Raw genomic sequence first — 24,720 nt, forward strand, 5'->3', positions numbered from 1 at the left:
CGCGGGGACGGCTCAGCCGGATCAGCCGAAGCGGCCGGTGATGTAGTCCTCGGTCTGCTTCTTGCTCGGCTTGGTGAAGATCTTCTCGGTGCCGTCGAATTCGATCAGCTCGCCCATGTACATGAACGCGGTGAGGTCCGAACAGCGCGCCGCCTGCTGCATGTTGTGGGTGACGATGACGATGGTGAACTGGCTCTTGAGCTCTTCCACCAGCTGCTCGATGCGGCCGGTGGCGATTGGGTCCAGCGCCGAGGTCGGCTCGTCCAGCAGCAGCACCTCGGGGCGCAGCGCGATGGCGCGGGCAATGCACAGGCGTTGCTGCTGGCCGCCGGACAGGCCGAGCGCGTTCTGCTTGAGCTTGTCCTTCACCTCGTCCCAGAGCGCCGCGTCGCGCAGGGCCTTCTCCACGCGCACGTCCATGTCGGCACGAGACAGCTTCTCGTGATGGCGGATGCCGTAGGCGACGTTCTCGAAGATCGTCATCGGGAACGGCACCGGCTTCTGGAACACCATACCGACCTTGCTGCGCAGGCGGTTCATGGAGTACCGGGCGTCGAGCACGTTCTCGCCGTCCAGGATCACCTCGCCGCGCGCTTCCAGCTTCGGGTAGATCGCGTAGATGCGGTTGAAGATGCGCAGCAGGGTGGACTTGCCGCAGCCGGACGGGCCGATGATGGCCGTCACCTTCTTCTCCGGGATCGCCATGCTGATGCCTTTCAGCGCATGGAACCCGTTGTAGTAGAAGTGCAGGTCGTTGACCTGGATCTTGGTCGGCGCGACGGCCTCGGGGCTGGCCGCGGGCTGCGGGTGGAGGCCGGCGGCGGCGGACTCAGTCATGGGACACCTTGTTGCGGGAAAGGACCAGGCGGGAAGCGAGGCTCAGCAGCAGCACGAACATGGTCACCACGAAGGCGCCGGCCCAGGCCAGCGCGTGCATCGCGTCGCCCGGGTCGTTCGCGTACTGGTAGATGATCTGCGGCAGGCTGGCCATCTTGCTCATCGGGCTCAGCACCATGAAGTTGTTGCCGAACGCGGTGAACAGCAGCGGTGCGGTTTCGCCGCTGATACGAGCCAGCGCCAGCAGCACACCGGTGATGATGCCCGAACGCGCCGCGCGGATCAGGATCTGCAGGGTCAGCTTCCATTGCGGCACGCCCAGCGACAGCGCCGCCTCGCGCAGCGTGGAGGGCACCAGGCGCAGCATCTCGTCGGTGGTGCGCACGATCACCGGCAGGGCGATCAGTGCCAGCGCCACGCCGCCGGCAAAGCCGGAGAAGGTGGTGTTGCCGTGGGTCAGCGCGGTGCTGGGCAGCACCACGATCGTATAGACGAACAGGCCCATCACGATCGACGGCGCCGACAGCAGGATGTCGTTGAGGAAGCGGATCGTCTCGCCGAGTTTGGTGCGGTTGGCATACTCGGCCAGCCAGGTGCCGGCCAACACGCCGATCGGGGTGGCGATGGCGATGCCGATGAAGTTGATGATCAGGCTGCCGACCATGGCGTTGGACAGGCCGCCATCGGCGCCGTAGGCGGTGATCTTGGTGAACAGCTTCAGGTCCAGCGCGCTGATGCCCTGGCGCAGGGTTTCCCACAGGATCCAGGCCAGGAAGCCCAGGCCGATCAGGGTGGCGAACACGCTCAAGCCGAGCGCGAGCCAGTTGGTGAGGCGGCGTCGAAGGTATAGGGCATTCATCACACGCCCTCCCGCTTCTTCAGCTGGCGCAGCATCAGGCGCGCGATCAACAGCACGAAGAATGTGACCACGAACAGCAGGAAGGCCAGCGCCATCAGGGTGGACTTCTGCAGGCCCACCGCCTCGCTGAACTGGTTGGCGATGGTCGACGCGATCGAGGCGCCCGGATCCAGCAGCGAGGCGGACAGGTTCATCGCGTTGCCCAGCACGAAGGTCACCGCCATGGTCTCGCCCAGAGCGCGGCCGAGGCCGAGGAACACGCCACCGATCACCGCCGAGCGGGTGTACGGCAGCACGATGTCCCAGACCACTTCCCAGGTGCTCGAGCCCAGCGCATAGGCCGACTCCTTCAGGCGCGTGGGCACGGTCTGGAACACCTCGCGCATCACCGAGGAGATGAACGGGATGATCATGATCGCCAGCACGATGCCTGCGGTCAGCACGCTGGCGCCGAACGGGTAGTTGCTGGCGAACAGCTTGCCGATGAAAGGCACGTGCGCCGCCACCCAGGACACCTTGCCGTCGTCTGGGCTGTCGCCCAGGTAGCTGGTCAGCCAGGGCTTGATGTGCGCGGAGAAGAACGGCGCGAAGATGAACAGGCCCCACATGCCGTAGATGATCGACGGGATGCCGGCCAGAAGCTCGATCGCCGAGGCGACCGGGGTACGCAGCCAGGGCGGCGCGACCTCGGACAGGTACAGCGCGATGCCGAAGCTGATCGGCACGGCGATGATCAGGGCGATGATCGAGGTGGCGATGGTGCCGTAGACCGGGACCAGCGCGCCGTAGACGTCGTTGCCCGGATCCCAGGCGGAACTGGTGAGGAAGTGCCAGCCGAAGGTGCCGAAGGCATGCCGGCCCCCCCACAGGGTCGCGCCGGCGGCGCCGAGCAGCGAGGCGAGCACCAGCAGCGCGCAGGCCATGAGCAGCCAGCGGAACCAGCGGTCGTTGCGCGCATCGCGATGATTGCGCTGGTCGCCGGTATCGCGGATCGCGAGGGCGTCGGGGGCACTGGACATGGAACGGGCCGTCCTCTGGGTAACTCAAGGGCGCAAGGATACCGGCGCCTTCAAAGAAAAGCCGCCCCTGGTCCTCCGGGGCGGCTGTTCGGCTGTCCTCCGACGGAAAGGGTGGTCATCGTGATACCACCCTCTCCGGGAAGACCATCTTACTTCTGGAACTCCGAGGCCCAGTAGGCTTCGATCTGCTTGACCAGCGACGGCGGCAGCGGCACGTAGTCGAGCGAGGCGGCCTGCGGCTGGCCGTTCTCGTAGGACCACTTGAAGAAGTCGAACGCCACCTTGGTGTGCTCGGCATTCTTCGGCTGCTTGTACATGATCGCCCAGGTGGTGGCGGTGATCGGCCACGCGGTCTGACCCGGAGCGTTGGTCATGACCAGGTTGAAGTCCTTGGCGTGTGCCCAGTCGGCGGTGGCGGCGGCGGCGGCGAAGCTGTCGGCGCTCGGCTTGACCACCTCACCGGCGGCGTTCTTCATGTCGACCCAGCTGATCTTGTTCTTCAGCGCGTAGGCGTACTCGACGTAGCCGATCGCACCCTTGATCTGGCGCACGTACTGCGACACGCCTTCGTTGCCCTTGCCGCCCACGCCGGTCGGCCAGTCGACGGAGGTGCCGAACTTGACCTTGCCGGCCCATGCCGGGCTGACCTTGGTCAGGTAGTTGGTGAAGTTGTAGGTGGTGCCCGAGCCGTCCGAGCGATGCACGACGGTGATCTTGCCGGCCGGCAGGTTCACGCCAGCGTTCAGGGCGGCGATCTTCGGGTCGTTCCAGTTGGTGATCTTGCCCATGAAGATGTCGGCCAGGGTCGGGCCGTCGAGCTTGATCTGGTCAGCCTGGATGCCGTTGATGTTGACCACCGGCACGATACCGCCGACGACCAGCGGGAACTGGCCCAGACCGAACTTCTTCAGGTCCTCGCCGCTCAGCGGAGCGTCGGAGGCGCCGAAGTCGATGGTGCCGGCCTTGATCTGCGCGATGCCCGCGCCCGAGCCGACCGACTGGTAGTTGAGCTGGTTGCCGGTCTTCTCGGCATAGGCGGCCGACCACTTGGTCAGGACCGGGTAGACGAAGCTGGAACCGGCACCGGTGATGTCGGTGGCCTGAGCGGCGGCCACGCTGAACAGCGAAGCGGCAGCGATCAGGGCGATACGGGATTTGGTCGAGGTCAACACGGTAGCTCCTTGAGGAGGAAAGACACGGGAGGTAAGCCCGTCCTTTCCCCATTACAGGGGGGACGTGTTGCAATGAAATGAGATCAATGTTGCACGCGTGTGACAGCCTGTCATCGGGCCGTCACAGCACCCCTTCGCCGATGTGCTCGCGCTCGAAGGTTTCCAGCCGGCGCCAGCGGTTGATGATGCCGCAGAACAGCTCGGCGGTGCGCTCGGCGTCGTAGACCGCCGAATGCGCCTCGCGGCTGTCGAAGCCGTGTCCTGCGGCCAGCACGGCCTTGCTCAGCACGGTCTGGCCGAAGGCGAGCCCGCTCAGGGTGGCCGTATCGAAGCAGCTGAACGGGTGGAACGGGTTGCGCTTGTGTCCGACCCGGCGCACCGCGGCGTTCAGGAAACCCAGGTCGAAGGCCGCGTTATGGCCGACCAGTACGGCGCGCTGGCAGTGCTGGTGGCGCATGGCCTGGCGAACTTCATTGAATATGTGATCCAGCGCCAGGCGCTCGGCGAGGGCGCCGCGCAGCGGGTTGTCCGGATCGATCCCGGTGACTTCCAGTGCCCGCGGGTCCAGGTTGGCACCCGGGAAGGGCTCGACGTGGGCCGAAACCGCCGGCAGGGGGCGCAGGTAGCCGTCCGCGTCCATGGTCAGGTTGACCGCGGCGATTTCCAGCAGGGCATCGCGCTCGGCGTCGAAGCCGCCTGTTTCCACGTCCACGATCACCGGCAGGAAGCCGCGGAAACGGTCGGCCATGCGTGTGGCCAGGCTCTTGTTGAGGTCGTCCATCGGACAAGCATATCAGTCGGGGCGCGACATCCCGGTGACCGCTGGCCACCATACGGAAAGATGACGGCCATGGCCCGCTGACTTCGTTTTGTCACATTCCGTCAACATGACTGCAAAGGGATGCCCGCAAACTTTTAACGTCCTGCTTCGCCGACCACGGAATTTCCAGGGGCGCGGTCGAGGTGGCGTTATCCATCCAGCGGAGATTTCCCATGCGTTCCAAGTTGCTCGTGGTAGCCATCGCTGCCGGCCTCGGCTTCACCAGCCTTGTTTCGGCCGCGCCGGCCCAGAAGACCAAGACCGCCAGGGCCGAGCAGACGTCGGCCGCCACCAACGCCGAAATCGAGGCCCTGAAGGCCCAGCTCGCCGCCATGCAGTCCAAGCTCGACGACCTCGAGCAGCGCGCCGACGCCCAGTCGCAGATCAACGTCAGCACCGGCCAGGCGATCGAGAAGGTGCAGGCCACCGGCTCCAACGACAAGTCGCTGGCCAAGCTCGAGAAGCTGGTGAACAACACCAGCATCGGCGGCAAGATGTACTTCGACTTCTCCAACATCAGCCAGAAGAACAGCGATACCGGCAAGACCGCTGCCAGCGGCACCGGCGTCGACGTGAAGCGCTTCTACCTGTCGGTGACCCACAAGTTCGACGACGTCTGGTCGGCCAACCTGACCACCGACTTCAACTACGCCAGCGCCATCGGCCAGACCAGCCTGTTCGTGAAGAAGGCCTACGTGGAAGGCAGCTTCGACCCGGCGTTCAAGCTGCGCATCGGTTCGGCCGACATGCCGTGGATCCCGTTCGTCGAGAACTACTACGGCTTCCGTTACGTCGAGAACACCCTGACCGACCGCCTGCACTACGCCAACTCGGCCGACTGGGGCCTGCACACGATGGGTGACTTCGGCGGCAAGACGGTCAACTACGCGGTGTCCGTGGTCAACGGCAACGGCTACAAGAACCCGGGTCGCTCGAAGGGCGTGGACGTCGAGGCCCGCGTCGGTTTCGTCCCGTTCGAGAACGCGGTCATCGCCGTTGGCGGCTACGACGGTCATCGCGGCAAGGAAGTCCAGGGCGGCGGCTCGACCAACACCGCCTCGCGCGCCGACCTGCTGCTGGCCTACGCCGACAAGAACTACCGCTTCGGCGCCGAGTACTTCACGGCCAAGAACTGGAACAACGTGACCACGATCTCCACCGACAAGGCCGACGGCTACTCGGTGTGGGGCAGCGTGGCGGTCGCCGACGGCGTCTCGCTGTTCGCCCGCTACGACAGCGCCAAGCTGAGCAAGACGCTCGACCCGAAGGCGAAGGACACCTACTACAACGCCGGCGTGCAGTTCGACATCACCAAGGGCTTCCAGCTGGCCGCGGTGTACAAGCACGAGAAGGGCGACAAGTCGGTGGGCACCCCGGTTCCGCCGCACGTGCAGAACGTGAAGACGGACGAAGTGGGTATCTTCGGCCAGGTGGCGTTCTAAAAACTGTCATGCGACACCGGCATGATGCCGGTGTCGCATTCCGGTTATCGGAAGGGAGTTCGACCCAGGGACGGAAAAACGGCGGGCAGCAGCCCGCCGTTTGCTTTTGTGCGCCGAGCCAGCGCCATGTGCTCCCGGTAGGAGCCCGCTCGCGGGCGATGCCTGCCGCTCTGATTCGACACAGGAGCATCGCCCGCGAGCGGGCTCCTACGGGGCTTTCCGGGCGGAGCGGATCAGCCCGGCGTCTTGTCCTTGAACCGGCACAGGTCGCGGATCACGCAGTCCGGGCAATCCGGCTTGCGCGCCTTGCACACGTAGCGGCCGTGCAGGATCAGCCAGTGGTGGGCGTCGAGTTTGAACTCGGGCGGCACCACTTTCTCCAGCTTGTCCTCGACCGCCCGCACATCCTTGCCCGGGGCCAGTCCGGTGCGGTTTGCCACGCGGAAGATGTGCGTGTCCACCGCGATGGTCGGCTCGCCGAAGGCGGTGTTGAGCACCACGTTGGCGGTCTTGCGACCGACGCCGGGTAGGGCCTCCAGCGCCGCGCGTTCGCGCGGCACCTCGCTGTCGTGCTGATCGACCAGGATCCGGCACAGCGCGATCACGTTCTTCGCCTTGGCGTTGAACAGGCCGATGGTGGAGATGAAGGTCTTCAGCCTGTCCTCGCCCAGTGCGAGGATCGCCTCGGGCGTGTTGGCGACCGGGTAGAGCCGGCGCGTGGCCTTGTTCACGCCGACGTCGGTGGCCTGGGCGGAAAGCACCACGGCCACCAGCAGTTCGAACGGCGTGGTGTAGTCCAGTTCGGTGGTGGGCCTGGGGTTCAGTTCGCGCAGGCGGGTGAACAGCTCGACGACATCGGCACGCTTCATGGGCATGGCGGAACGCCTCCGTTGTCTGCGAGGGTGGCCGCCAAGCGGCTTGAAGTCGTCGAGGTGAGAGAGTCACTGGATTCCAGCGCGCGCTGGAATGACGACATGGCGCGGCTCGTCTTCATGGCGACTTGTTGCTTTTCATGCGGGCGCGGGCGAGTGCGGCCAGGACCGGATTGGCCTGGCTGGTGACATCCAGGGCGGCCTTGCGCGCGGCCAGCTCGGCCTCGTGCGCCAGGCGTTCGCCTTCCAGTCGCGCCTCGCGGCGCTGGAAGTGCCTGCGCGCGGCGTTGGTGCGTTCCGGGTGGTCCACCCATGCCAGGGGCATCGGTTCGAGCATGATGCAGTCGACCGGGCAGGCCGGCACGCACAGCTCGCAGCCGGTGCAGTCATCGACCAGCACGGTGTGCATCAGCTTGGCCGCGCCGACGATAGCGTCGACCGGACAGGCCTGGATGCACTTGGTGCAGCCGATGCAGTCGGCCTCGACGATGCGTGCCAGCGTGCGCGGCTTTTCCACGCCGTGGGCCGGGTCCAGCGGCAGCACCGGCTGCCCGAGCAGGTCCGCCAGCCGGGCAATGCCGGCCGCGCCGCCGGGCGGGCAGCGGTTGATCGGCGCCTCACCGGCGGCGATCGCCTCGGCGTAGGGGCGACAGCCGTGGAAACCGCACTGCTCGCACTGGGTCTGCGGCAGGATCGCGTCGATGCGCTCGGCCAGCGTCTCCACGGCAATACGGTCAGCGGACGGTGGCACCCGGCTTGGCGCCCTGGTCGGCGTCGAGCAGGAACAGGTCGCTGCCGCCGTCGCCGGCGGACAGGATCATCCCCTCGGACAGGCCGAAGCGCATCTTGCGCGGCGCCAGGTTGGCGATGAACACCACGTTGCGGCCGACCAGTTTCTCCGGCTCGCCGTAGGCGGCGCGGATGCCGGAGAAGATCTGCCGGGTGCCCAGCGGGCCGGCATCCAGTTCGAAGCGCAGCAGCTTGTCCGAGCCCTCCACGAACTCGCACACGGTGACCTTGCCCACGCGCAGGTCGAGCTTGGCGAAATCGTCGATGCCGATGGTCGGGGCGGTGGCCGGAGCGTCGGTGGCGGGCGTGGCGGTGCTTTCGGTCATGGTCTTCTTTTCGGTCTTGCTGGGGGTGGGAGCGGTCGCCGCGGGAGCGGCCAGGGATTCCTTTGAGGCTTCGACCATCGCCTCGATCTGCTTGGGATCGAGGCGGCCGAGCAGCGGCTCGAACGGCGAAATGATGTGGTTGTGCAGCGGCGCGCGGGCACCGTCGAAATCGAGGATCGGCGCAGCGAGGAACTGTTCGGCCGCGGTCACCGTGGCCGGCACGATCGGCTTGAGCAGGCCGCCGAGCAGGCGGAACGCGGCAATCGCGAACGAGCACACCTGGTGCAGCTCGAGCCGGCGCGACTCGTCCTTGGCCAGCGTCCACGGAGCGGTGGCGGCGATGTGGCCGTTGACCAGGTCGGCCATGGTCACGAAGCGGCGGGTGACCTCGGCGAACAGGCCGCGGTCGTAGAGTTCGGCGATGCCGTCGTAGTGCTCGAGCAGCCGGTTCCAGAGCTCCGCCTCGGTGCTGCCGAAGCGCTCGGCGAGCTGGCCGTCGAAGAACTTGTGCACGAAGCCCGCGGTGCGGCTGGCGATGTTCACCCACTTGCCGACCAGGTGCGAGTTGACGCGCTCCTCGAAGGCCTTGAGGTCGAGGTCCACGTCCACCGGGGCGTCGTCGAGCATGGTGGCGAAGTAGTAGCGCAGACACTCCGGGTTCAGGCCGACATCGAGGTAGGTGCGGGCCTGGATGAAGGTGCCGCGCGACTTGGACATCTTCGCGCCGTTGACGGTGAGGTAGCCGTTGACGTGCAGCGCGGTCGGCACGCGGAAGCCGGCCCCGTGCAGCATCGCCGGCCAGAACAGGCCGTGGAAATTGATGATGTCCTTGCCGATGAAGTGGTGCATCTCGGCGGCGCTGTCCGGTCCCAGATAGGCGTCGAAATCGATGCCGGTGCGCTCGCACAGCGCCTTGAAGCTGGCCAGGTAGCCGACCGGCGCATCCAGCCAGACATAGAAGAACTTGCCCGGCGCGTCGGGGATCGGGAAGCCGAAGTAAGGCGCGTCGCGCGAGATGTCCCAGTCCTTCAGCCCACCGTCCAGCCACTCGCGCAGCTTGGCCGCCACACCGCTGTTGGCCACCGGCTGGCCGCCGGAGTACTTGCCGGCGAACCAGTCGCGCAGCAGGCCCTCGAACTTCGACAGCTCGAAGAAGTAGTGCTCCGACGCACGCAGCACCGGGGTGGCGCCGGACATCACCGAGTACGGATTGATCAGGTCGGTCGGCGCGTAGGTGGCGCCGCAGTTCTCGCAGTTGTCGCCGTACTGGTCGGGCGTCTTGCAGACCGGGCAGGTGCCCTTGATGTAGCGGTCCGGCAGGAACATCTGCTTGTCCGGGTCGAACAGCTGCTGGATGTCGCGGCGGGCGATGGCGCCGCCGTCGCGCAGGCGCGTGTAGATCAGCGTCGCCAGTTCGCGGTTTTCGTCCGAATGGGTGGTGTGGTAGTGGTCGAAGTCCACGCCGAACGCGGCGAAGTCCGCCTCATGGCCGGCGCGGATGCCGGCGATGTAGTCCTCCGGCGCCAGTCCGGCCTTCTCCGCGGCGAGCATGATCGGCGTGCCGTGCGCGTCGTCGGCACAGACGTAGATGGCCTCGTTGCCGGCCATGCGCTGCGCCCGCACCCAGATGTCGGCCTGGATGTAGCCCAGCAGGTGGCCCATGTGCAGCGGGCCGTTGGCATAGGGCAGGGCGTTGGTGACGAGGATGCGTCGGCTCATGGCGGCTTGCTTGGCTTAAGTGACCACACATTATGGCATGGCCGTCCAAACCCTCCGATCGGCGCATGCCGCAAACAAAAGGCCCGCCAGGTGGCGGGCCTCCGGGTTCCGCGGAAGCGGGAAACGTCAGTTCTGCCGTTCCCACACCTGCGAGCGGCCGATCAGGGCGAAGCCGATGTAGCCGTGCACGTCGAGCTTCTGACCACCGTCGAGCATCTTCAGGCGCACCTTGTAGACCTTGCCGGTCTTCGGGTCGAGGATCTTGCCGCCGTCCCACACGTCGTCGTCCTTGCTGACGCCCCACATGATGTTCATGCCCTCGATCGGCTGGTTGTGCCGATCGCCGTCGCACTTCTTGCAGATCGGCTCGGCGCCGTCACGGGCAATGTCCTCGGGGCTGCGGTTGAGCAGCTTGACGATGCGTGCCTGCAGCTCGCCGTTGTGGTCGGTGATCTCGACGATCGACTTGGCCATGTGGGTCTCGTCGTCGATGGTCTTCCAGGTGCCGACCGGGGTGTCGCTGGCGGCGAAGGCGGAACCGGCGATCAGCAGCAGGCCGGTGGCGAGGGTGAGGCGGGACAGCAGGGTCATGGTTTTCCTCCCGTACGAAAGCGTATGGCGATGAGACTGGCGAGGGCCGGGGGGAGCGTCAAGCTGCAATGCGCAAGAGCCACTCGGGGCCGTCGGGCCATGATCCAGCGCAGCCGGTGACACCGGCATGACTGGCATAATTGCGCTCTTTCCCCCCAAAACAGTCCCCCATGACGCAGGCAAATGAAGCCCTGGTGCGCGAGTTGCTCGCCGCGCTTACCGACCCCCACACGGGCGCCCCCCTGGCCGAATCCGTTCGCGCCATCGGGGTGGACGGCGACCGTGTGTCGGTCGATCTCCAGCTCGGCTATCCCGCGGCCTCGGCGACGGCGGACCTTGCCGCGCAGGCCCGCCGGGCGCTGGAGGCCCACCCGGCGATCGCCGCGGCTGCGGTGTCGGTCGGCAGCCGCGTGCAGGTGCACAAGGTGCAGGGCCAGCTGGCGCCGCTGCCGAACGTGAAGAACATCATCGTGGTCGCTTCCGGCAAGGGCGGCGTGGGCAAGTCCACCGTGTCGGTGAACCTGGCGCTGGCGCTGGCCGCGGAAGGGGCCAAGGTCGGCATTCTCGACGCCGACATCTACGGCCCCAGCCAGCCGCGCATGCTCGGCCTGTCCGGCAAGCCCGAGTCGCCCGACGGCAAGACCATCATTCCGCTCCAGGCGCATGGCCTGCAGGCGATGTCGATCGGCTTCCTGGTCGACGAGGAGACGCCGATGATCTGGCGCGGACCGATGGTTACCCAGGCGATGATGCAGCTGCTCGGCGACTCGCGCTGGGAGCAGCTCGATTACCTGGTGGTCGACCTGCCGCCCGGCACCGGCGACATCCAGCTCACCCTGGCGCAGAAGGTGCCGGTGGCCGGCGCGGTGATCGTCACCACGCCACAGGACATCGCCCTGCTGGACGCGCGCAAGGCGCTGAAGATGTTCGAGAAGGTCGAGGTGCCGGTGCTCGGCGTGGTGGAGAACATGGCCACCCACGTGTGCTCGGCCTGCGGCCACGAGGAGCACATCTTCGGCGCGGGCGGCGGCCAGCGCATGGCCGACCAGTACGGCGTGGCCTACCTCGGTTCGCTGCCGCTGGACATCCGCATCCGCGAGCAGGCCGACGGCGGCACGCCGACCGTGGTGGCGATGCCGGAGTCCGACCTGGCGGCGCGCTATCGCGAGATCGCCCGCAACGCGGCGGGCCGCCTGTCGCGCCAGCCGCGGAACAAGTCGCTGGGCCTGGGCAAGGTGGTGGTGCAGGGCGCGCCGTCGGCATGACGGTCGCCGCACGCCATCGCGTGCTGTGCCTGGCGGGCAGCCTGCGGGCGGTGTCGGCGAACCGGGCGGTGCTTGAGGCCGCACGCGAACTGGCGCCGGCCTCGCTGGAGCTGGTTCTCTACGACGGTCTCGCCGCGCTGCCCTGGTTCAATCCGGATGACGAGCGGGATCCCCTGCCGCCCACCGTGGCGCGCTTGCGTGCTGCCGTCGACGGCAGCGACGCGCTGCTGATTGCCTGTCCGGAATATGCGCACGGCGTGCCCGGCGCCTTCAAGAACCTGCTCGACTGGCTGGTCGGCTGCCCGCGGTTTCCGGGCAAGCCGGTGGCCCTGCTCAACGCCTCGGCGCGCGGATCCCACCATGCGCAGGACGCGCTTCGCGAAATCCTGCGAACCATGTCGGCCGAGCTGCTGGACGCGGCGTCCGGCACCGTGCCCTTGCCGGGTGCGGGCTGCGACCGGGCATCCGTGCTCGCCCAGCCGCAACCGCGCGGCGAGCTGGAGGCCCTGCTGAAGCGGCTTGCGCGGGCGCTCGGGAGCGACTGATCGGCCCGATGCTGGCCTGTCGGGCCGGTTCGCGTGGTATTTTTCCGGGTCTTTGCGGCAGCCGGATGCTTCGGTTGCCCACTACCCGACGACCGGAGCGCGTGTGAGCATCAAACCCGACAAGTGGATCCGCCGGATGGCTGAGCAGCACGGCATGATCGAGCCGTTCGAGCCCGGCCAGGTGAAGATGCGCGATGGCGAGAAGCTGGTGTCCTATGGCACCTCCAGCTACGGCTACGACGTGCGCTGCGCCCGCGAATTCAAGATCTTCACCAACATCAACTCCACCATCGTCGACCCGAAGGCGTTCGATCCGACCAGCTTCGTCGACGTCGAGGCGGACGTGTGCATCATCCCGCCGAACTCGTTCGCGCTGGCGCGCACGGTGGAGTACTTCCGCATCCCGCGCGACGTGCTGGTGGTGTGCCTGGGCAAGAGCACCTACGCGCGCTGCGGCATCATCGTCAACGTCACGCCGCTGGAGCCGGAGTGGGAGGGCCACGTGACGCTGGAGTTCTCCAACACCACGCCGCTGCCGGCCAAGATCTACGCCAACGAGGGCGTGGCGCAGATGCTGTTCTTCGAATCCGACGAATCGTGCGAGACCAGCTATCGCGACCGCGGCGGCAAGTACCAGGGCCAGCAGGGCGTGACCCTGCCGCGCACCTGAATGTTCGCTGGCGATGGCGATCGTCGCCCATCGCGCGCGCCGTACCGGCGCTACACTCACCCAGTTGTGATGAATGCCTTGCAGGAGATCCGCATGACCCGTCTTTCTTCCCTCGCCGGCCGGCTGGCGATGGCTGTCCTTGTCGGCGGCACCGTGCTGCTGGCGGGATGCCACCGCGGCGCGACCAAGGAGCAGGTGGCCGCGATTGAATCCAAGGGCCAGTTCGATACCGTGATCAAGGCGTACAAGGGCGGCCAGTTCCTGGTCGACGGTGCGGTGCTTTCGGCGCTCGACACCGGCAGCCACTTCGCCTATCTGAAGGAAGTCGGCAAGCTGCCCAAGACCGTGCTGCTGGTTCCCAGCGACGACTACAAGGTGCGCAAGGAGCACCTGCAATATCTGGCACGCATGCAGCTGGATTACGGTTTCGTCGCCTACTATGACAAGGATGGCAAGCTGGTGGAGATCAACCCCCAGGACACCAAGGCCCGCAGCCTTGAGGACTACCACGGTCCGGTCAAGATGGATGATCACCTCAAGGGCAAGGATGCGGCCGGATCGAGCGTGGAAGACGCCACCCGGGGCTACTGAGCCCCGCCTCGCGGGCGCGACGGCTCAGCTGATCGCGCCCGCCGCCAGCCGCGCGTCCGTTTGGACGCGCGCCGCGGTGCGCAGGGCGACCAGCAGGCCCCGGCGTACGTCCTCCAGCGACATGCTCGGTGCATGCGCATGCGTCACGGCCTGGTCCGGCAGGAAGGGAATGTGCACGAAGCCCGTGCGCACACCACGCTGTCGCGCTGTGTAGTGCGCCATGGCATAGGCGATGTGGTTGCAGACGTAGGTGCCGGCCGTGTTCGAAACTTCCGCCGGCAGGCCGGCCTCGCGCAACGCGGCGAGCATCGCCTTGATCGGCAGGCTGCTGAAGTAGGCCGCCGGACCATCGGCGACCACCGGCTCGTCCACCGGCTGCGCGCCGGCGTTGTCCGGGATGCGCGCGTCGTTGACGTTGATCGCCACGCGCTCGATCGACAGGCGGCTGCGCCCTCCCGCCTGGCCGACCCCAAGCACGATCGCCGGGCGCACCTCGCGCAGCGCCCGCCGCAAGGCCTTCAGCGAGGCGGCGAACTCGGTCGGCAGCTGCACGGCCACGATGCGATGGCCTCCTGCCCGGCGGCCGTGCAGCGAGCGCACCGCTTCCCACGACGGATTGATCGTCTCGCCGCCGAATGGGTCGAAGCCGGTAAGCAGGATGTGCGGTGAGCGGGTCATGGTCGGTTGGCCTCGACGGTTCAGTGGCGGAATACCAGCAGCGCCATCAGCGCCAGGTTCACCGCCAGCAGCACCAGCGCGGTGACCACCTGGGCACGGATCACGCCGTACGGCGAGCGCAGTTCCAGCAATGCGGCCGGTACCAGGTTGAAGTTGGCCGCCATCGGCGTGAGCAGGGTGCCGCAGTAGCCGCACAGCATGCCCAGCGCGCCGAGCGTGGCGGGGTTGGCGCCGTAGCGATGCACCAGCAGCGGCAGGCCGATGCCGGCGGTCATCACCGGAAAGGCGGCGAACGCATTGCCCATGATCACGGTAAACACCACCATGCCCAGCCCGTAGGCGAGCAGGCAGGCGATGGCACTGCCGGCGGGCAGCCAGTCGGTGGTGAGTTGGGCGATCGCATCGCCCACGCCGCTGCGGGTGAACACCTGGCCCAGCGCGGCCAGCAGCACCGGCAACAGCGCGGCCCAGCCCATGGTGTCGAGCAGGCGGCGGCCTTCCAGCAGGCCCAGCGACGGCGCCTCGCGGGTCACCGCGGCTGCCGCGAACAGGGCCAGCACGCAGGCCAGCGCCAGTCCGGTGAGGGTCATCTGCACCGGGTCGAACAGCTGCCAGCCGTGCCACTGCAGCTTCGCGCCACCCAGCGCCACGCCGACCGTCACCAGTGGAATCAGCAGGGCCGGCAGGAACAGCCGGTGGCCGAGCCGCGCGGCCGATGCCGCGCGCTGCGTCGGCGTGGTCTCCTCCTCCGGCCGCCGGTGGCCGAGCTTCGGCGCGATCAGAGCCAGCACGATCACCGTCGCGCCGGCCAGCCGGGCCGGCAGCGGATGACCGGCATGCGTCGCGTCGAGCACCGCGCCGCCGGTGCCGAACAGCGCGGCCAGGATCAGCCAGAACGCGCCGCGCCAGGCCTCGCGCTCGCGCAGGTTGCGCCAGCCGGCGTAGGCCATGAACAGCGCAAGCAGCAGGTGCACATGTTCGACGCGGAGCATCGCTCAGGTCTCCTGCCGGGTCGCGACGCGGCGCCGCAGGTGGCGCTGGAACAGCGCGATCCGCACGCCGTGGACGACAAACGCGGCGATCGCCGTCGGCAGTGCCCACAGGGCGATCGACAGCGGCGTCAGTTCGATGCCGTGCTGGCTGTAGAAGCCCTGGATCAGCAGCACCGCGCCCAGCGCGATGAACACATCCTCGCCGAAGAACAGGCCGACATTATCGGTGGCCGCACACAGTGCGCGCAGGCGGTCGCGCTCGTCTTCGGGCAGATCGGGATCGATCCGCGCGGCAGCGGCCTCGGCCATCGGCGCCAGCAGCGGGCGCACCGTCTGCGCCGGCCCGGCCACGCTCTGCAGGCCGATCATCGACAGCAGCTGGCGCCCGAGCAGGTAGCCGATCAGCAGCCGGGCCAGGGTCATGCCACGCAGACGCTCCATCCAGGCGCGGGCGTGCTCTCGCAGGCCGGCGCGTTCGAGCAGGCCGATCGCCGGCAGCGTCATCACGATGATCAGCAGGATGCGGCTGGAGGCAAAGCTGGTGCCGAGCAGGGTCAGCAGGTCGGGCACGCTCATGCCGGAGAGCAGACCACTGGTGATTGCCGCGGTGACCACCACCAGTACCGGGTTGAAGCGCAGTACGAAGCCCAGCGCGATCACCGCCACGCCGAGCAGGGGCCACCCGTTCACGCGACCCCCGGGGCGACGATGCGCAGGCCCGCCTGTTCCAGTGCCGCGCGCAGGCTGCGCGCGAAGGCCACTGCATGCGCGCCGTCGCCGTGCAGGCACAGCGTGTCCGCTTCCAGTCGCACGGTGCTGCCGTCCACCGCAACGACCTCGCCATCGACCGCCATGCGCAGCGTCTGCGCGGTGGCCTCGGCGTCATCGGTGATTACCGCGTCCGGTTCGCGGCGTGGCTGCAGTGAACCGTCGGCGCGGTAGCGGCGGTCGGCGAAGGCCTCGGACACCACCGCCAGCCCCGCCGCCCGCCCGGCGTCGAGCAGCGCCGAGTCGGCCAGGCCGAACAGCCGCAGCGACGGGTCGAACGCGCGCACCGCGTCGGCGATCGCGTCGGCCAGCGCGCGGTCGCGGGCGGCCATGTTGTAGAGTGCGCCGTGCGGTTTCACGTGGGCCACTGCGGCACCGGCCGCGCGGGCGAAGCCGTGCAGGGCGCCGAGCTGGTACAGCGTCATCGCGTGCACCTCGGCCGGCGACACCGCCATCTCGCGGCGGCCGAAACCCTGCAGGTCGGGCAGCGAGACGTGGGCGCCGATCGCCACGCCTCGCGCGGTCGCCTCGGCCACCGTGCGCTGCATGATGGTCGGGTCGCCGGCGTGGAAGCCGCAGGCGATGTTGGCCGAGCTGACCAGGGCGAGCAGGGCGCTGTCCTCGCCCATCCGCCAGGCGCCGAAGGATTCGCCGAGGTCGCAGTTGAGATCGATGCGTTTCATCGTTCCGATTCTCCCCGGTCGAGTACCCGCTGCACCAGCCGGTGCAGGTCGCGCTCGCGCGCGCGCTGCCGCTGCAGCGCCTCGTCCAGCGTGATCGCTGTGAATTGCACGGTGTCGCCTGGCCGGCGCTGCGCCAGGGTCGGCAGGTCGACGGCGGCGACCTGGCCGATGCGCGGATAGCCGCCGGTGACCGGCGCCTCGGCCAGCAGGGCGATCGGCTGGCCGGATGGCGGCAACTGCACGGTGCCGGGCAGCACGGCCTCGGACACCAGCTCCAGCGGTGCGGCCAGCGCCAGCGCCCCGCCTTCCAGCCGCGCGCCGGTGCGGTTGCTGGAGGCGGCGATGCGGAAGCGGTCGCCGCACAGCCGCTCGCGCGACCTCGCATCGAGCTGTCCGGCGTGGCTGCCGGGCAGCAGCGCCAGCGGCCCCATCGCGAAATCGAACCAGGGCTGCGGATCGACGCCCCAGCGGCGGATGCGCAGATGCTCGGGCGGATCGATGGCGCCGGGCTCGCCCAGCGGTAGCACGTCGTCGGCGGCCAGCGCGCGCCCGCCGAACGGCCCGAGCCGCGCGTGCAGGTCCTCGCTGCGGCTGCCCAGCACCGGCGGCACTGCGAAGCCGCCACGCACCGCCAGGTAACTGCGGCAGCCCTGGCGCATGGCGCGCAGGCGCAGCACGCTGCCGGCGGGCAGGTCCACCGCAGTCCAGGGCGGGAGCAGGTCATCGCCCACACGGGCGTCGATCGGCGCGCCGGTCAGGGCGATCCGCGCCGCGCGGTCGAAGCGCAGGGCCGGGCCCTGCAGGGTGATCTCCAGCGCGGCTTCGCCGCCGGTGTTGCCGACCAGTGCGTTGGCCAGCCGCCACGCCGGAGGGTCTGCCGCCCCGGCACGCCCGATGCCGAGCGCCGCGTGGCCGGGCCGGCCGGCGTCCTGCAGCGTGGTCAGCAGACCGGGGCGCAGTACATGCACGCTCACGGCCGTGACTCCGCCCGGAGCGCGTCGAAGCGCGCGGCGTCGATCGGCGCGAAGCGCACCCGGTCGCCGGGCCGAAGCGCCGCCGGCTCGGCCGCGGCCGGGTCGAACAGGCGCAGCGGCGTGCGCCCGATCAGCTGCCAGCCGCCGGGCAGGGCGTCGGGATAGATGCCGGTCTGCGCGCCGCCGATCGCCACGCTGCCGGCGGGCACGCGGGTGCGCGGATCGGCCCGGCGCGGCACGGCCAGTAACGGATCCAGGCCCAGCAGGTAGGGAAAACCCGGCGCGAAGCCGAGCATCGCCACGCGGTAGTGGCCGGCCGCGTGACGGGCGACGACTTCGTCGGCCCCCAGCCCGGTCAACCGTGCCACCTCGGCGAGGTCGGGGCCGGCGTCGCCGCCGTAGCAGACCGGCACTGTCACTTCGCGCGGGTCCGGCGATGCTGCCTGCGGCGAGGCCAGGGCGGCCATCGCGGCGTCGCGCACGGCGAGGTGGGGCGCGAGCCCGTCGCAGCCTTGCCACGATCCGGCATCGAAGCGCAGCAGCAGGCTGGCGTAGGCCGGCACGCATTCCACTTCCGGCAGGGCGTGCGCCAGCGTCCCGGCCGCGGCCAGCACGCGGTCGCTGGTGGTTGCGTCGATGCCTTCGCCGAAATGCAGCAGGAGGGCGCCTTCGGCCAGCGGTTCGAAGCGGATCGGCGCCATCGATGGCTCAGCCGACCGCGACGGTGAGCTGGCCGTGCAACGCGTCGACGAGGCGTTTGCGTGCCGGCGCGGCGTACGGTTCGGCGGCGCCGCTGCCCCACACCGGGCCGGGCCATGCGGCGTCGCCCTCGCGGCGCGCGACCACGTGCACGTGCAACTGGCGCACGATGTTGCCCAGCGCGCCGAGGTTGAGCTTGTCGCACGGCGCGACCGCGCGCAGCGCGTCGCTGGCCAGGCGGATCTCGCGCCACAGCCGCTCCTGCTCGATCTCGTCCAGCTCGTGGATCTCGCTCATCGCCGCGCGGCGCGGCACCAGCAGCAGCCAGGGGAAGCGCGAGTCGTCCATCAGCCGCACGCTGCACAGCGGCAGCTCGATCACCGGCACCGAATCGCCGGCCAGGCGGGGGTCCAGGGTGAAATCCGTGTTCATGGCGTGGCACCGAGTTCGCGGGCGAAGAAATCCAGCGTGCGCTGCCAGGCCAGCGTCGCGCTGGGGGCATCGTAGGCGTGCGGATCGACGTCGCGGTTGAAGGCGTGGCCGGCCGGGTAGGTGTACACCGTCATCTGCGGTAGCTTCTCGCGGTGCTGCTGCACGATCTCCGGCGGGATCGACGGATCGTGCTCGCCGAAGTGGAAGATCACCGGCGCCTTCGGCGTCTCGTCCAGGTAGGCGCGATTGCGCGCACCGTAGTAGCTCACCGCCGGCAGGCCCAGCCGCTGTGCCGAGCGCAGCGCCACCGTGCCGCCCCAGCAGAAGCCGACCACGCCGATGCGCCCGGCCGAGGCGATCGCCTCGGCCGCGCTGGCCACATCGTCCACCGCCAGCTCGATGTCGACCTCGGACACCAGCGTGCGGCCGCGGGTGAAGCCGGCTTCGTCGTAGTCCAGTTCCACGCCGCTCTCGACGTGGTCGAAGAAGCACGGCGCGATCGCGGTGTAGCCGGCCTCGGCGAAGCGGTCGGTGACGGCGCGCATGTGCGCGTTGACGCCGAAGATCTCCTGCACCACCACGATGCCGCCGCGGGGTTTACCCGTCGGCTGGGCGAGGTAGGCGCCGATGCAGTGCAGGCGGGTGGTGTTGAGGCTGATCGACTGGCCCATGGGCGCGCCTCCGCGAGGATTGGCAAACCACAAGTCTAGTCCGCTTCACGCGCCGGGGCCGAGCACAGCGCCTGATCAGCCCACGTGTTCGCCGAGGAACGCCAGCGTGCGTTGCCACGCCATCGTCGCGCTGGGCGCGTCGAAGCTGTTGCGGCGATCGCAGTTGAAGCCGTGGTCTGCCTCGTACTCGTATACGGGCGCGTCCGGGTTTGCGGCGGCCACCGCGGCGCGGTCGGCGGCGGTGATGTGGGCGTCTTTCAGGCCGTAATGGAAGATCAGCGGCGCCCGCGCCGGCCGATCGATGAAGCGGGTGTTGCTGCCGCCGTAGTAGCTCACGCCGGGCAGGGCCAGCTCGATGGCCGCGGCATAGGCGATCGAGCCGCCCCAGCAGAAGCCGACCGTGCCGACCTTGCCGGCGTCGGCCACGCGCCGGGCCGCCGCGGCCACGTCCTGCAGCGCGCGCTCGAAGCTGATCCGGTTCTTCAGCGCCACGCCCTCGCGCAAGCCATCGGCGTCGTAGCCTAGTTCCACGCCCGGTTTCACCGGGTCGAACAGCGCCGGTGCGATGGCGGAGTAGCCGGCGGCGGCGAAGCGGTCGGCGACGTCGCGGATGTGCGCGTTCACGCCGAAGATTTCCTGGATCACCACGACACCGCCGCGCGGCGTGCCGGCGGGTTCGGCGAGGTAGGCGCCGATCGGTGTGGCGCTCGGCAGTTCGATCATCCGACCCATGGGGTCTCCTTAGATGACGGGGGAAAGCGGCAGAAGGTTAATACCTGTCGCGTCAGGCATACGTGCAGGATCCGTTTTCGGAGGCGCGGGGCGACCGTCGCGTTACAATGGCGGGCTGCCCCACCCGGTAACCCTCATGTCCGCCCAGTCCACCTCCCAGAAGATCGGTTTTGTCAGCCTCGGTTGCCCCAAGGCGCTGGTCGATTCCGAACGCATCCTCACCCAGCTCAAGGTGGAGGGTTACGAGATCGTGCCCAGCTACGACGCGGCCGACGCGGTGGTGGTGAACACCTGCGGCTTCATCGACGCGGCGGTGCAGGAGTCGCTGGACGCGATCGGCGAGGCGCTGCACGAGAACGGCAAGGTGATCGTCACCGGCTGCCTCGGCAAGCGCGAGGAGCTGATCCGCGAGGCCTACCCGGACGTGCTGTCGATCAGCGGTCCGCAGGACTACGCCAGCGTGATGAGCGCGGTGCACACGGCGCTGCCGCCGTCGCGCAACAAGTTCCTGGATCTTGTGCCCGACACGGGTATCAAGCTCACTCCGAAGCACTACGCGTACCTGAAGATTTCCGAGGGCTGCAACCACCGCTGCAGCTTCTGCATCATCCCGTCGATGCGCGGCGACCTGGTCTCGCGGCCGGTCGACGAGGTGCTGCGCGAGGCCGAGCGGCTGGTCAAGGGTGGGGTGAAGGAGCTGCTGGTGATCTCGCAGGACACCAGCGCCTACGGCGTGGACGTGAAGTACGCCGAGCACCTGTGGCGCGACAGGAACTACCGCACGCGGATGACCGAGCTCTGTGAGGGCCTGTCCGAGCTCGGCGTGTGGACGCGCCTGCACTACGTCTACCCGTACCCGCACGTGGACGAGCTGATGCCGCTGATGGCGGCGGGCAAGATCCTTCCCTACCTGGACATCCCGTTCCAGCACGCCAGCCCGCGCATCCTCAAGCTGATGAAGCGCCCGGGCAACATCGACAAGACGCTGGAGCGGGTGAAGAACTGGCGCAAGGCGGTGCCGGACCTGACGATCCGCAGCACCTTCATCGTCGGCTTCCCCGGCGAGACCGACGCCGAGTTCGAGGAGCTGCTGGACTTCCTGCGCGAGGCCGAGCTGGATCGCGTCGGCGCCTTCACCTACTCGCCGGTGGAGGGTGCCAAGGCCAACGAGCTGCCCGACCCTGTGTCCGAGGAGCTGAAGGAAGATCGCCTGGAGCAGTTCATGGCGGTGCAGGCGGAGATCTCCGCCGCCAAGCTGCAGCGCAAGGTCGGCCGCACCATCCAGGTGCTGGTCGACGAGGTGAACGAGGCCGGTGCGGTGGCGCGCTCGGCGGCCGATGCGCCGGAGATCGACGGCACCGTGCTGATCGCCGACGGCCAGCAGCTCAAGCCCGGCCAGTTCGTGCAGGTGGTGGTGGAGTCGGCCAGCGAGCACGACCTGCACGCGCGCCTGGCGCAACCCGTGCTGCCGGTGGTGTGAAGCGGCAGCGCTATGTCGCCCCGGCGCGCGAGGCGGTCGATCCGGCCGTGTTCGCGATGCCGCCGCTCATCGCGTGGAGCGAGTATGCCGGGCTGCTGCAGGGTGCCGATTGGCCGGGCATCGATGCCCTGAATTCGCGGCGTTGCCATGATGCGATCCCGCACTTCGCCGCGCAGGACCGCGCCCTGCTCGACGACGGCCTGCATTACGAGCAGCGCATCGCCGAACGCGGCATCGTCGCCACCCGCGAGCGCAACTGGCACGACCTGTTCAACGCGCTGGTGTGGCTGCGCTACCCGCGGCTCAAGCAGGCGCTGAATCAGCGCCAGGTCGAGGAGATCGCCCGCATGGGCCCGCGCGAGCGGTCGCGCCCGCAATGCGCGATGACCCATTTCGACGAGGCCGGGGTGATCGTGCGCGTGACCGATCCCGCGTTGCTGGCGCTTTGGGACGCACACGACTGGCACGGCCTGTTCTGGCGCGAGCGCGCCGCCTGGAGGGACGGGCGCATCGACGCTGCCGTGTTCGGCCATGCCCTGCTGGAGCACGCCCTCACGCCCGGCAAGCTGCTGGTTGGCAAGGCGTTGGTGGTGGCGGCCGATGCGGATGCGCCGTGGGCGCCGATCGTTGCCGACCTGGCCGCGGGCGTCGCGCGCGCCGACCTGCTGCTCGATCCGCTGGAGCTGCGTCCGCTGCCGCTCTCGGGCATCCCGGGTTGGCATCCGCACAACGGCGACGAGACCTTTCATCGCAGCACGCCCTGCTACCAGCCGCGGCGCGAAGGCCGTGGCTATCCGCCGCCGCGGATGCTTCCGGATATGGCCGGACCGATGGGAGCGTGGGCTCGTCCAGGGACGGGCGTATCGGCCTAGAGCTGGAACAGCGCGACCGGAAGGATCGCCACGCTCGCCGCGAGCACCTGCAGCCCCAGCACGCCCAGGCCGCGGGCCGGCGCCTTCGGCATCCAGCGGAAGGCGAAATACGCCACGAAGGGCAGCTGGCCGACGATCAGCAACTGGAACAGGTGGGCGGCGGCGCCCTCGTCCGGCTGGCGCACCGGTCCGGACAGGGCCAGGTAACCGAGCACGATGGCCAGTGCGGCCAGGGACATGAGTAGCGGTGCGATCGCGCTGACATGACGAAAGGCTTTCATCGGCTGACTCCATTCGGGGCGCTGGCGCGATTGTGCTCCTCCGTACCCGGCCCGGCCAAGCGCCGCCGCGTCGATCCGTGAGGCATCGGCAGGAGTGCCGCGGCTCAGGGATGCTCGACCTGGTCCTGTCGTGCAATCGCCTTCGCCGCGGCGAGCACTACCGAGGCGGGGATGCGCACACGGTAGTCGGGATGCGAGTAGCTGAATTGCAGTTCGCCGTGGCCGTCGACGATGAACACCGAGGGCACCGGCAGCACCGGCTGCGCCTCGCCGGTCGCCGCTTTCAGGTCGACGCCATAACCCTGGTACTGCGCCAGCAGCTTCGCATCGACCCGGTAGCCGATGCCGAAGGCCTTCAGCGCGTTGGCCGGGCTGTCCGACAGCAGGGTGTAGCCCAGCCTGTCCTTGCCCAGGGTCTTGCGCAGCTCCTCCGGGCGATCCGGGCTGATCGCGAGGATGCGGTAGCCCAATGCCTCGACGTCCTGCTGGATCAGCCGCAGCCGGCTCAGCTGCAGGTTGCAGTAGGGACACCAGCCACCGCGGTAGAACACCAGGATCGCCGGCCTGCCGCCGACCTGGTCGTGCAGCGTGGTGGGCTGGCCGTCCAGCGTGCGCAGCGGCACCTGCGGCAGCCTGGAGCCGAGCAGGATCGGGTGCACCTGCTCGGGGGCTGCGGCCAGTTCACCGGCGAAGACCGTGGTGGTGCCGAGCAGGAGCAGGGCGGACGGGAGAAGGCGGAGCATGGGCGGGTCCCGGCGGGTATGTACTGGCCATTCGCTGGAACAGCTCTGCCGGATACGCCGCCCATGTGGCAATACGTCCGGCCTGGCCGCTCGTGCACGGGAGAGCGAGGGCGACGGGGATTCCGCCCTCGCATCCGTGGTTACTGCGCGACCAGCTCGACGCGGCGATTGCGCGCGCGCCCGGCCTCGCTGGCATTGCTGGCCACCGGTGCCCACGAGGCCACACCCTCGGCGGTGAGGCGCGCGGCGGCGACGTGGTAGTCGTTTACCAGCGCCTTCACCACGCTCTGCGCGCGTTGCTGCGACAGCGCCAGGTTGTGCGCCGCGGACCCCGTGTCGTCGGTATGGCCGACGATGTAGACCTTGAGCGCGGGATGTCCGGCCAGCAGCTTGGCCATCTCGTCCAGCGTGGCTTTCGACGAGGGGTCGATCGCGGCGCTGTCGTTGGCGAAGTGCAGGCCGTAAAGCGCCACGTGGCCAGTGCTGGTCAGGCCATCATCCATGGCTTTGGCATCCACGCTGACCTCGCCCGTGGCCATCGGCTTGTGCTCGCAGATCTCCAGAAAGATGCCGGGCAGTCTGTTGTCAGCCTTGGCCACCAGCAGGACCAGATCGATATCACCTTGCGGACGGGACAAGTGGGCAGTCAACACATCCACGTCGTCATTGCTTGGCTCCAGGTTTGGCGCCAACAGGCTGGCGTCCTCCGTTCTCATGCCCTCCCGAACCGGGTCCAGCAGGGCGCTGGCAAGATAGTAGCCGTCGCCGCAGCTGGTATCGCCCTCGCACTTGAACCGGGTCGCGAAGCCGGCCGATTGCAGCGCGGCCTGGAAGTTGCGGAAGATTTCCAACGTGCTCTTGCCGGCCGGGGCCACATAGGCGATGCGCGTAATGCGTCCCTCGACCGACTCCGATTGCACCAGGTTGTCATCGACGGTCTTGCCCAAGGGCAGCAGCATCCGGTCGTAGTCGACCGTCTGGTAACCGGTGATCACCGAGCCGGCGAAACGTGATACCAGCGGATGATCGTGGCTGCCGGCGAGATCGTGGCCGGGCAGATCTTGTGCGTGCGCCGCTGCCGTTGCGGCCAGAGCCAGGGCGGCAGAGCAGAGGAAGAGGCGAAGCGGTTTCAAATGTGCGAATCCTTGCGAGTGAGATGGAACGATGGGTCATTGCCGATCCATGCGGCTCGTTCCGT

28 protein-coding genes are annotated in these 24,720 nt (G+C 68.5%); 7 read left to right on the forward strand and 21 right to left on the reverse strand.

Annotation, left to right across the window (positions count from 1 at the left end; all coding sequences use genetic code 11):
- Positions 1–21 precede the first annotated feature (21 nt).
- From pstB to rnt, 5 genes are all read right to left on the reverse strand, one after another.
- Positions 22–837 (reverse strand): phosphate ABC transporter ATP-binding protein PstB, encoded by an 816-nt coding sequence (pstB, locus tag ATSB10_RS01395; protein ID WP_063670087.1) that lies wholly within the window; start codon positions 835–837, stop codon positions 22–24.
- Positions 830–1,696: a phosphate ABC transporter permease PstA gene (gene pstA / locus ATSB10_RS01400; protein ID WP_063670088.1), complete on the reverse strand. Its 867-nt coding sequence runs from the start codon at positions 1,694–1,696 to the stop codon at positions 830–832. Before pstA ends, pstB begins: the two co-directional genes overlap by 8 nt.
- Positions 1,696–2,715: a phosphate ABC transporter permease subunit PstC gene (pstC, locus tag ATSB10_RS01405; protein ID WP_063670089.1), complete on the reverse strand. Its 1,020-nt coding sequence runs from the start codon at positions 2,713–2,715 to the stop codon at positions 1,696–1,698. Before pstC ends, pstA begins: the two co-directional genes overlap by 1 nt.
- 149 nt (positions 2,716–2,864) lie before the next feature.
- Complete coding sequence (gene pstS, locus ATSB10_RS01410; protein WP_205631083.1) at positions 2,865–3,887, reverse strand: phosphate ABC transporter substrate-binding protein PstS; 1,023 nt, start codon at positions 3,885–3,887, stop codon at positions 2,865–2,867.
- Between the two features lie 121 nt (positions 3,888–4,008).
- Complete coding sequence (gene rnt / locus ATSB10_RS01415) at positions 4,009–4,668, reverse strand: ribonuclease T (protein WP_063670091.1); 660 nt, start codon at positions 4,666–4,668, stop codon at positions 4,009–4,011.
- 212 nt (positions 4,669–4,880) lie between these two features.
- On the opposite strand from rnt, the gene ATSB10_RS01420 reads away from it, so the two are divergent.
- Positions 4,881–6,149 carry a porin gene (locus ATSB10_RS01420; protein ID WP_063670092.1) on the forward strand — a complete coding sequence of 423 codons (1,269 nt, stop codon included), beginning with the start codon at positions 4,881–4,883 and terminating at the stop codon, positions 6,147–6,149.
- Positions 6,150–6,382: 233 nt separating this feature from the next.
- Here ATSB10_RS01420 and nth read toward each other — a convergent pair whose 3' ends face one another.
- The 4 genes from nth to ATSB10_RS01440 form a co-directional block, all read right to left on the reverse strand.
- Entirely contained in the window at positions 6,383–7,018 is a 636-nt protein-coding gene (gene nth, locus ATSB10_RS01425; RefSeq protein ID WP_063674290.1) for an endonuclease III, read from the reverse strand.
- Positions 7,019–7,139: 121 nt separating this feature from the next.
- Entirely contained in the window at positions 7,140–7,745 is a 606-nt protein-coding gene (locus ATSB10_RS01430) for an RnfABCDGE type electron transport complex subunit B (RefSeq protein WP_063670093.1), read from the reverse strand.
- Between the two features lie 10 nt (positions 7,746–7,755).
- Complete coding sequence (gene metG / locus ATSB10_RS01435; RefSeq protein WP_063670094.1) at positions 7,756–9,855, reverse strand: methionine--tRNA ligase; 2,100 nt, start codon at positions 9,853–9,855, stop codon at positions 7,756–7,758.
- A 126-nt stretch (positions 9,856–9,981) separates the two neighbouring features.
- On the reverse strand, positions 9,982–10,446 hold the full coding sequence (locus ATSB10_RS01440; protein WP_063670095.1) for a DUF2147 domain-containing protein: 465 nt from the start codon (positions 10,444–10,446) through the stop codon (positions 9,982–9,984).
- Between the two features lie 170 nt (positions 10,447–10,616).
- Here ATSB10_RS01440 and apbC point away from each other — a divergent pair, with 170 nt between their 5' ends.
- From apbC to ATSB10_RS01460, 4 genes are all read left to right on the forward strand, one after another.
- Positions 10,617–11,711 carry an iron-sulfur cluster carrier protein ApbC gene (gene apbC, locus ATSB10_RS01445; protein WP_063670096.1) on the forward strand — a complete coding sequence of 365 codons (1,095 nt, stop codon included), beginning with the start codon at positions 10,617–10,619 and terminating at the stop codon, positions 11,709–11,711.
- Positions 11,708–12,256 (forward strand): NADPH-dependent FMN reductase, encoded by a 549-nt coding sequence (locus tag ATSB10_RS01450; protein WP_063670097.1) that lies wholly within the window; start codon positions 11,708–11,710, stop codon positions 12,254–12,256. The genes apbC and ATSB10_RS01450 overlap by 4 nt, the downstream gene beginning before the upstream one ends.
- A 103-nt stretch (positions 12,257–12,359) precedes the next feature.
- Positions 12,360–12,926: a dCTP deaminase gene (dcd, locus tag ATSB10_RS01455; RefSeq protein WP_017460385.1), complete on the forward strand. Its 567-nt coding sequence runs from the start codon at positions 12,360–12,362 to the stop codon at positions 12,924–12,926.
- A gap of 93 nt (positions 12,927–13,019) precedes the next feature.
- Positions 13,020–13,517 (forward strand): hypothetical protein, encoded by a 498-nt coding sequence (locus ATSB10_RS01460; protein WP_063670098.1) that lies wholly within the window; start codon positions 13,020–13,022, stop codon positions 13,515–13,517.
- A gap of 24 nt (positions 13,518–13,541) precedes the next feature.
- On the opposite strand, the gene pcp is transcribed toward ATSB10_RS01460, so the two are convergent.
- The 9 genes from pcp to ATSB10_RS01505 all read right to left on the reverse strand — a co-directional run bounded on the left by pcp (position 13,542) and on the right by ATSB10_RS01505 (position 20,146).
- Positions 13,542–14,195: a pyroglutamyl-peptidase I gene (gene pcp / locus ATSB10_RS01465; RefSeq protein ID WP_063670099.1), complete on the reverse strand. Its 654-nt coding sequence runs from the start codon at positions 14,193–14,195 to the stop codon at positions 13,542–13,544.
- A 20-nt stretch (positions 14,196–14,215) separates the two neighbouring features.
- On the reverse strand, positions 14,216–15,187 hold the full coding sequence (locus ATSB10_RS01470) for a 5-oxoproline transporter, DUF979 family subunit (RefSeq protein ID WP_063670100.1): 972 nt from the start codon (positions 15,185–15,187) through the stop codon (positions 14,216–14,218).
- Between the two features lie 3 nt (positions 15,188–15,190).
- Positions 15,191–15,877 (reverse strand): DUF969 domain-containing protein, encoded by a 687-nt coding sequence (locus ATSB10_RS01475; protein WP_063670101.1) that lies wholly within the window; start codon positions 15,875–15,877, stop codon positions 15,191–15,193.
- Positions 15,874–16,638 carry a LamB/YcsF family protein gene (locus ATSB10_RS01480; protein WP_063670102.1) on the reverse strand — a complete coding sequence of 255 codons (765 nt, stop codon included), beginning with the start codon at positions 16,636–16,638 and terminating at the stop codon, positions 15,874–15,876. Before ATSB10_RS01480 ends, ATSB10_RS01475 begins: the two co-directional genes overlap by 4 nt.
- The gene (locus tag ATSB10_RS01485; RefSeq protein ID WP_063670103.1) at positions 16,635–17,612 is read right to left on the reverse strand and encodes a 5-oxoprolinase subunit C family protein; all 978 of its coding nucleotides are present in this window, start codon (positions 17,610–17,612) and stop codon (positions 16,635–16,637) included. The genes ATSB10_RS01480 and ATSB10_RS01485 overlap by 4 nt, the downstream gene beginning before the upstream one ends.
- Complete coding sequence (gene pxpB, locus ATSB10_RS01490) at positions 17,609–18,313, reverse strand: 5-oxoprolinase subunit PxpB (RefSeq protein WP_063670104.1); 705 nt, start codon at positions 18,311–18,313, stop codon at positions 17,609–17,611. Before pxpB ends, ATSB10_RS01485 begins: the two co-directional genes overlap by 4 nt.
- A gap of 7 nt (positions 18,314–18,320) precedes the next feature.
- A complete protein-coding gene (locus tag ATSB10_RS01495; RefSeq protein ID WP_063670105.1) occupies positions 18,321–18,743 on the reverse strand; it encodes an HIT domain-containing protein in 423 nt (140 codons plus the stop codon).
- Positions 18,740–19,414 (reverse strand): dienelactone hydrolase family protein, encoded by a 675-nt coding sequence (locus tag ATSB10_RS01500; RefSeq protein WP_063670106.1) that lies wholly within the window; start codon positions 19,412–19,414, stop codon positions 18,740–18,742. The genes ATSB10_RS01495 and ATSB10_RS01500 overlap by 4 nt, the downstream gene beginning before the upstream one ends.
- Before the next feature lie 75 nt (positions 19,415–19,489).
- Positions 19,490–20,146 (reverse strand): dienelactone hydrolase family protein, encoded by a 657-nt coding sequence (locus ATSB10_RS01505; protein WP_063670107.1) that lies wholly within the window; start codon positions 20,144–20,146, stop codon positions 19,490–19,492.
- 136 nt (positions 20,147–20,282) lie between these two features.
- On the opposite strand from ATSB10_RS01505, the gene rimO reads away from it, so the two are divergent.
- Both rimO and ATSB10_RS01515 read left to right on the forward strand, forming a co-directional pair.
- A complete protein-coding gene (rimO, locus tag ATSB10_RS01510) occupies positions 20,283–21,626 on the forward strand; it encodes a 30S ribosomal protein S12 methylthiotransferase RimO (RefSeq protein ID WP_063670108.1) in 1,344 nt (447 codons plus the stop codon).
- Positions 21,623–22,498: a DUF3025 domain-containing protein gene (locus ATSB10_RS01515; RefSeq protein WP_236886468.1), complete on the forward strand. Its 876-nt coding sequence runs from the start codon at positions 21,623–21,625 to the stop codon at positions 22,496–22,498. Before rimO ends, ATSB10_RS01515 begins: the two co-directional genes overlap by 4 nt.
- Here ATSB10_RS01515 and ATSB10_RS01520 read toward each other — a convergent pair.
- The 3 genes from ATSB10_RS01520 to ATSB10_RS01530 all read right to left on the reverse strand — a co-directional run bounded on the left by ATSB10_RS01520 (position 22,495) and on the right by ATSB10_RS01530 (position 24,655).
- Positions 22,495–22,779 carry a hypothetical protein gene (locus ATSB10_RS01520; protein ID WP_063670109.1) on the reverse strand — a complete coding sequence of 95 codons (285 nt, stop codon included), beginning with the start codon at positions 22,777–22,779 and terminating at the stop codon, positions 22,495–22,497. The two genes, ATSB10_RS01515 and ATSB10_RS01520, sit on opposite strands and share 4 nt — an antisense overlap.
- 104 nt (positions 22,780–22,883) lie before the next feature.
- Positions 22,884–23,522, reverse strand: coding sequence for a peroxiredoxin-like family protein (locus tag ATSB10_RS01525; RefSeq protein WP_063670110.1), 639 nt, complete (start codon positions 23,520–23,522; stop codon positions 22,884–22,886).
- A gap of 140 nt (positions 23,523–23,662) precedes the next feature.
- Positions 23,663–24,655: an OmpA family protein gene (locus ATSB10_RS01530; RefSeq protein WP_063670111.1), complete on the reverse strand. Its 993-nt coding sequence runs from the start codon at positions 24,653–24,655 to the stop codon at positions 23,663–23,665.
- Positions 24,656–24,720 lie beyond the last annotated feature (65 nt).

The organism is Dyella thiooxydans (assembly GCF_001641285.1).
In the GTDB taxonomy this organism is placed as follows: Bacteria; Pseudomonadota; Gammaproteobacteria; order Xanthomonadales; family Rhodanobacteraceae; genus Dyella_A; species Dyella_A thiooxydans.

Bases quoted from the DNA above. Each gene is read 5' to 3' on its own strand.
- pstB (WP_063670087.1), bottom strand. From the start codon at position 837: ATGACTGAGTCCGCCGCCGCCGGCCTCCACCCGCAGCCCGCGGCCAGC.
- pstA (WP_063670088.1), bottom strand. From the start codon at position 1,696: ATGAATGCCCTATACCTTCGACGCCGCCTCACCAACTGGCTCGCGCTC.
- pstC (WP_063670089.1), bottom strand. From the start codon at position 2,715: ATGTCCAGTGCCCCCGACGCCCTCGCGATCCGCGATACCGGCGACCAG.
- rnt (WP_063670091.1), bottom strand. From the start codon at position 4,668: ATGGACGACCTCAACAAGAGCCTGGCCACACGCATGGCCGACCGTTTC.
- ATSB10_RS01420 (WP_063670092.1), top strand. From the start codon at position 4,881: ATGCGTTCCAAGTTGCTCGTGGTAGCCATCGCTGCCGGCCTCGGCTTC.
- nth (WP_063674290.1), bottom strand. From the start codon at position 7,018: ATGAAGCGTGCCGATGTCGTCGAGCTGTTCACCCGCCTGCGCGAACTG.
- metG (WP_063670094.1), bottom strand. From the start codon at position 9,855: ATGAGCCGACGCATCCTCGTCACCAACGCCCTGCCCTATGCCAACGGC.
- ATSB10_RS01440 (WP_063670095.1), bottom strand. From the start codon at position 10,446: ATGACCCTGCTGTCCCGCCTCACCCTCGCCACCGGCCTGCTGCTGATC.
- apbC (WP_063670096.1), top strand. From the start codon at position 10,617: ATGACGCAGGCAAATGAAGCCCTGGTGCGCGAGTTGCTCGCCGCGCTT.
- ATSB10_RS01450 (WP_063670097.1), top strand. From the start codon at position 11,708: ATGACGGTCGCCGCACGCCATCGCGTGCTGTGCCTGGCGGGCAGCCTG.
- ATSB10_RS01460 (WP_063670098.1), top strand. From the start codon at position 13,020: ATGACCCGTCTTTCTTCCCTCGCCGGCCGGCTGGCGATGGCTGTCCTT.
- pcp (WP_063670099.1), bottom strand. From the start codon at position 14,195: ATGACCCGCTCACCGCACATCCTGCTTACCGGCTTCGACCCATTCGGC.
- ATSB10_RS01470 (WP_063670100.1), bottom strand. From the start codon at position 15,187: ATGCTCCGCGTCGAACATGTGCACCTGCTGCTTGCGCTGTTCATGGCC.
- ATSB10_RS01480 (WP_063670102.1), bottom strand. From the start codon at position 16,638: ATGAAACGCATCGATCTCAACTGCGACCTCGGCGAATCCTTCGGCGCC.
- pxpB (WP_063670104.1), bottom strand. From the start codon at position 18,313: ATGGCGCCGATCCGCTTCGAACCGCTGGCCGAAGGCGCCCTCCTGCTG.
- ATSB10_RS01495 (WP_063670105.1), bottom strand. From the start codon at position 18,743: ATGAACACGGATTTCACCCTGGACCCCCGCCTGGCCGGCGATTCGGTG.
- ATSB10_RS01500 (WP_063670106.1), bottom strand. From the start codon at position 19,414: ATGGGCCAGTCGATCAGCCTCAACACCACCCGCCTGCACTGCATCGGC.
- ATSB10_RS01505 (WP_063670107.1), bottom strand. From the start codon at position 20,146: ATGGGTCGGATGATCGAACTGCCGAGCGCCACACCGATCGGCGCCTAC.
- rimO (WP_063670108.1), top strand. From the start codon at position 20,283: ATGTCCGCCCAGTCCACCTCCCAGAAGATCGGTTTTGTCAGCCTCGGT.
- ATSB10_RS01520 (WP_063670109.1), bottom strand. From the start codon at position 22,779: ATGAAAGCCTTTCGTCATGTCAGCGCGATCGCACCGCTACTCATGTCC.
- ATSB10_RS01525 (WP_063670110.1), bottom strand. From the start codon at position 23,522: ATGCTCCGCCTTCTCCCGTCCGCCCTGCTCCTGCTCGGCACCACCACG.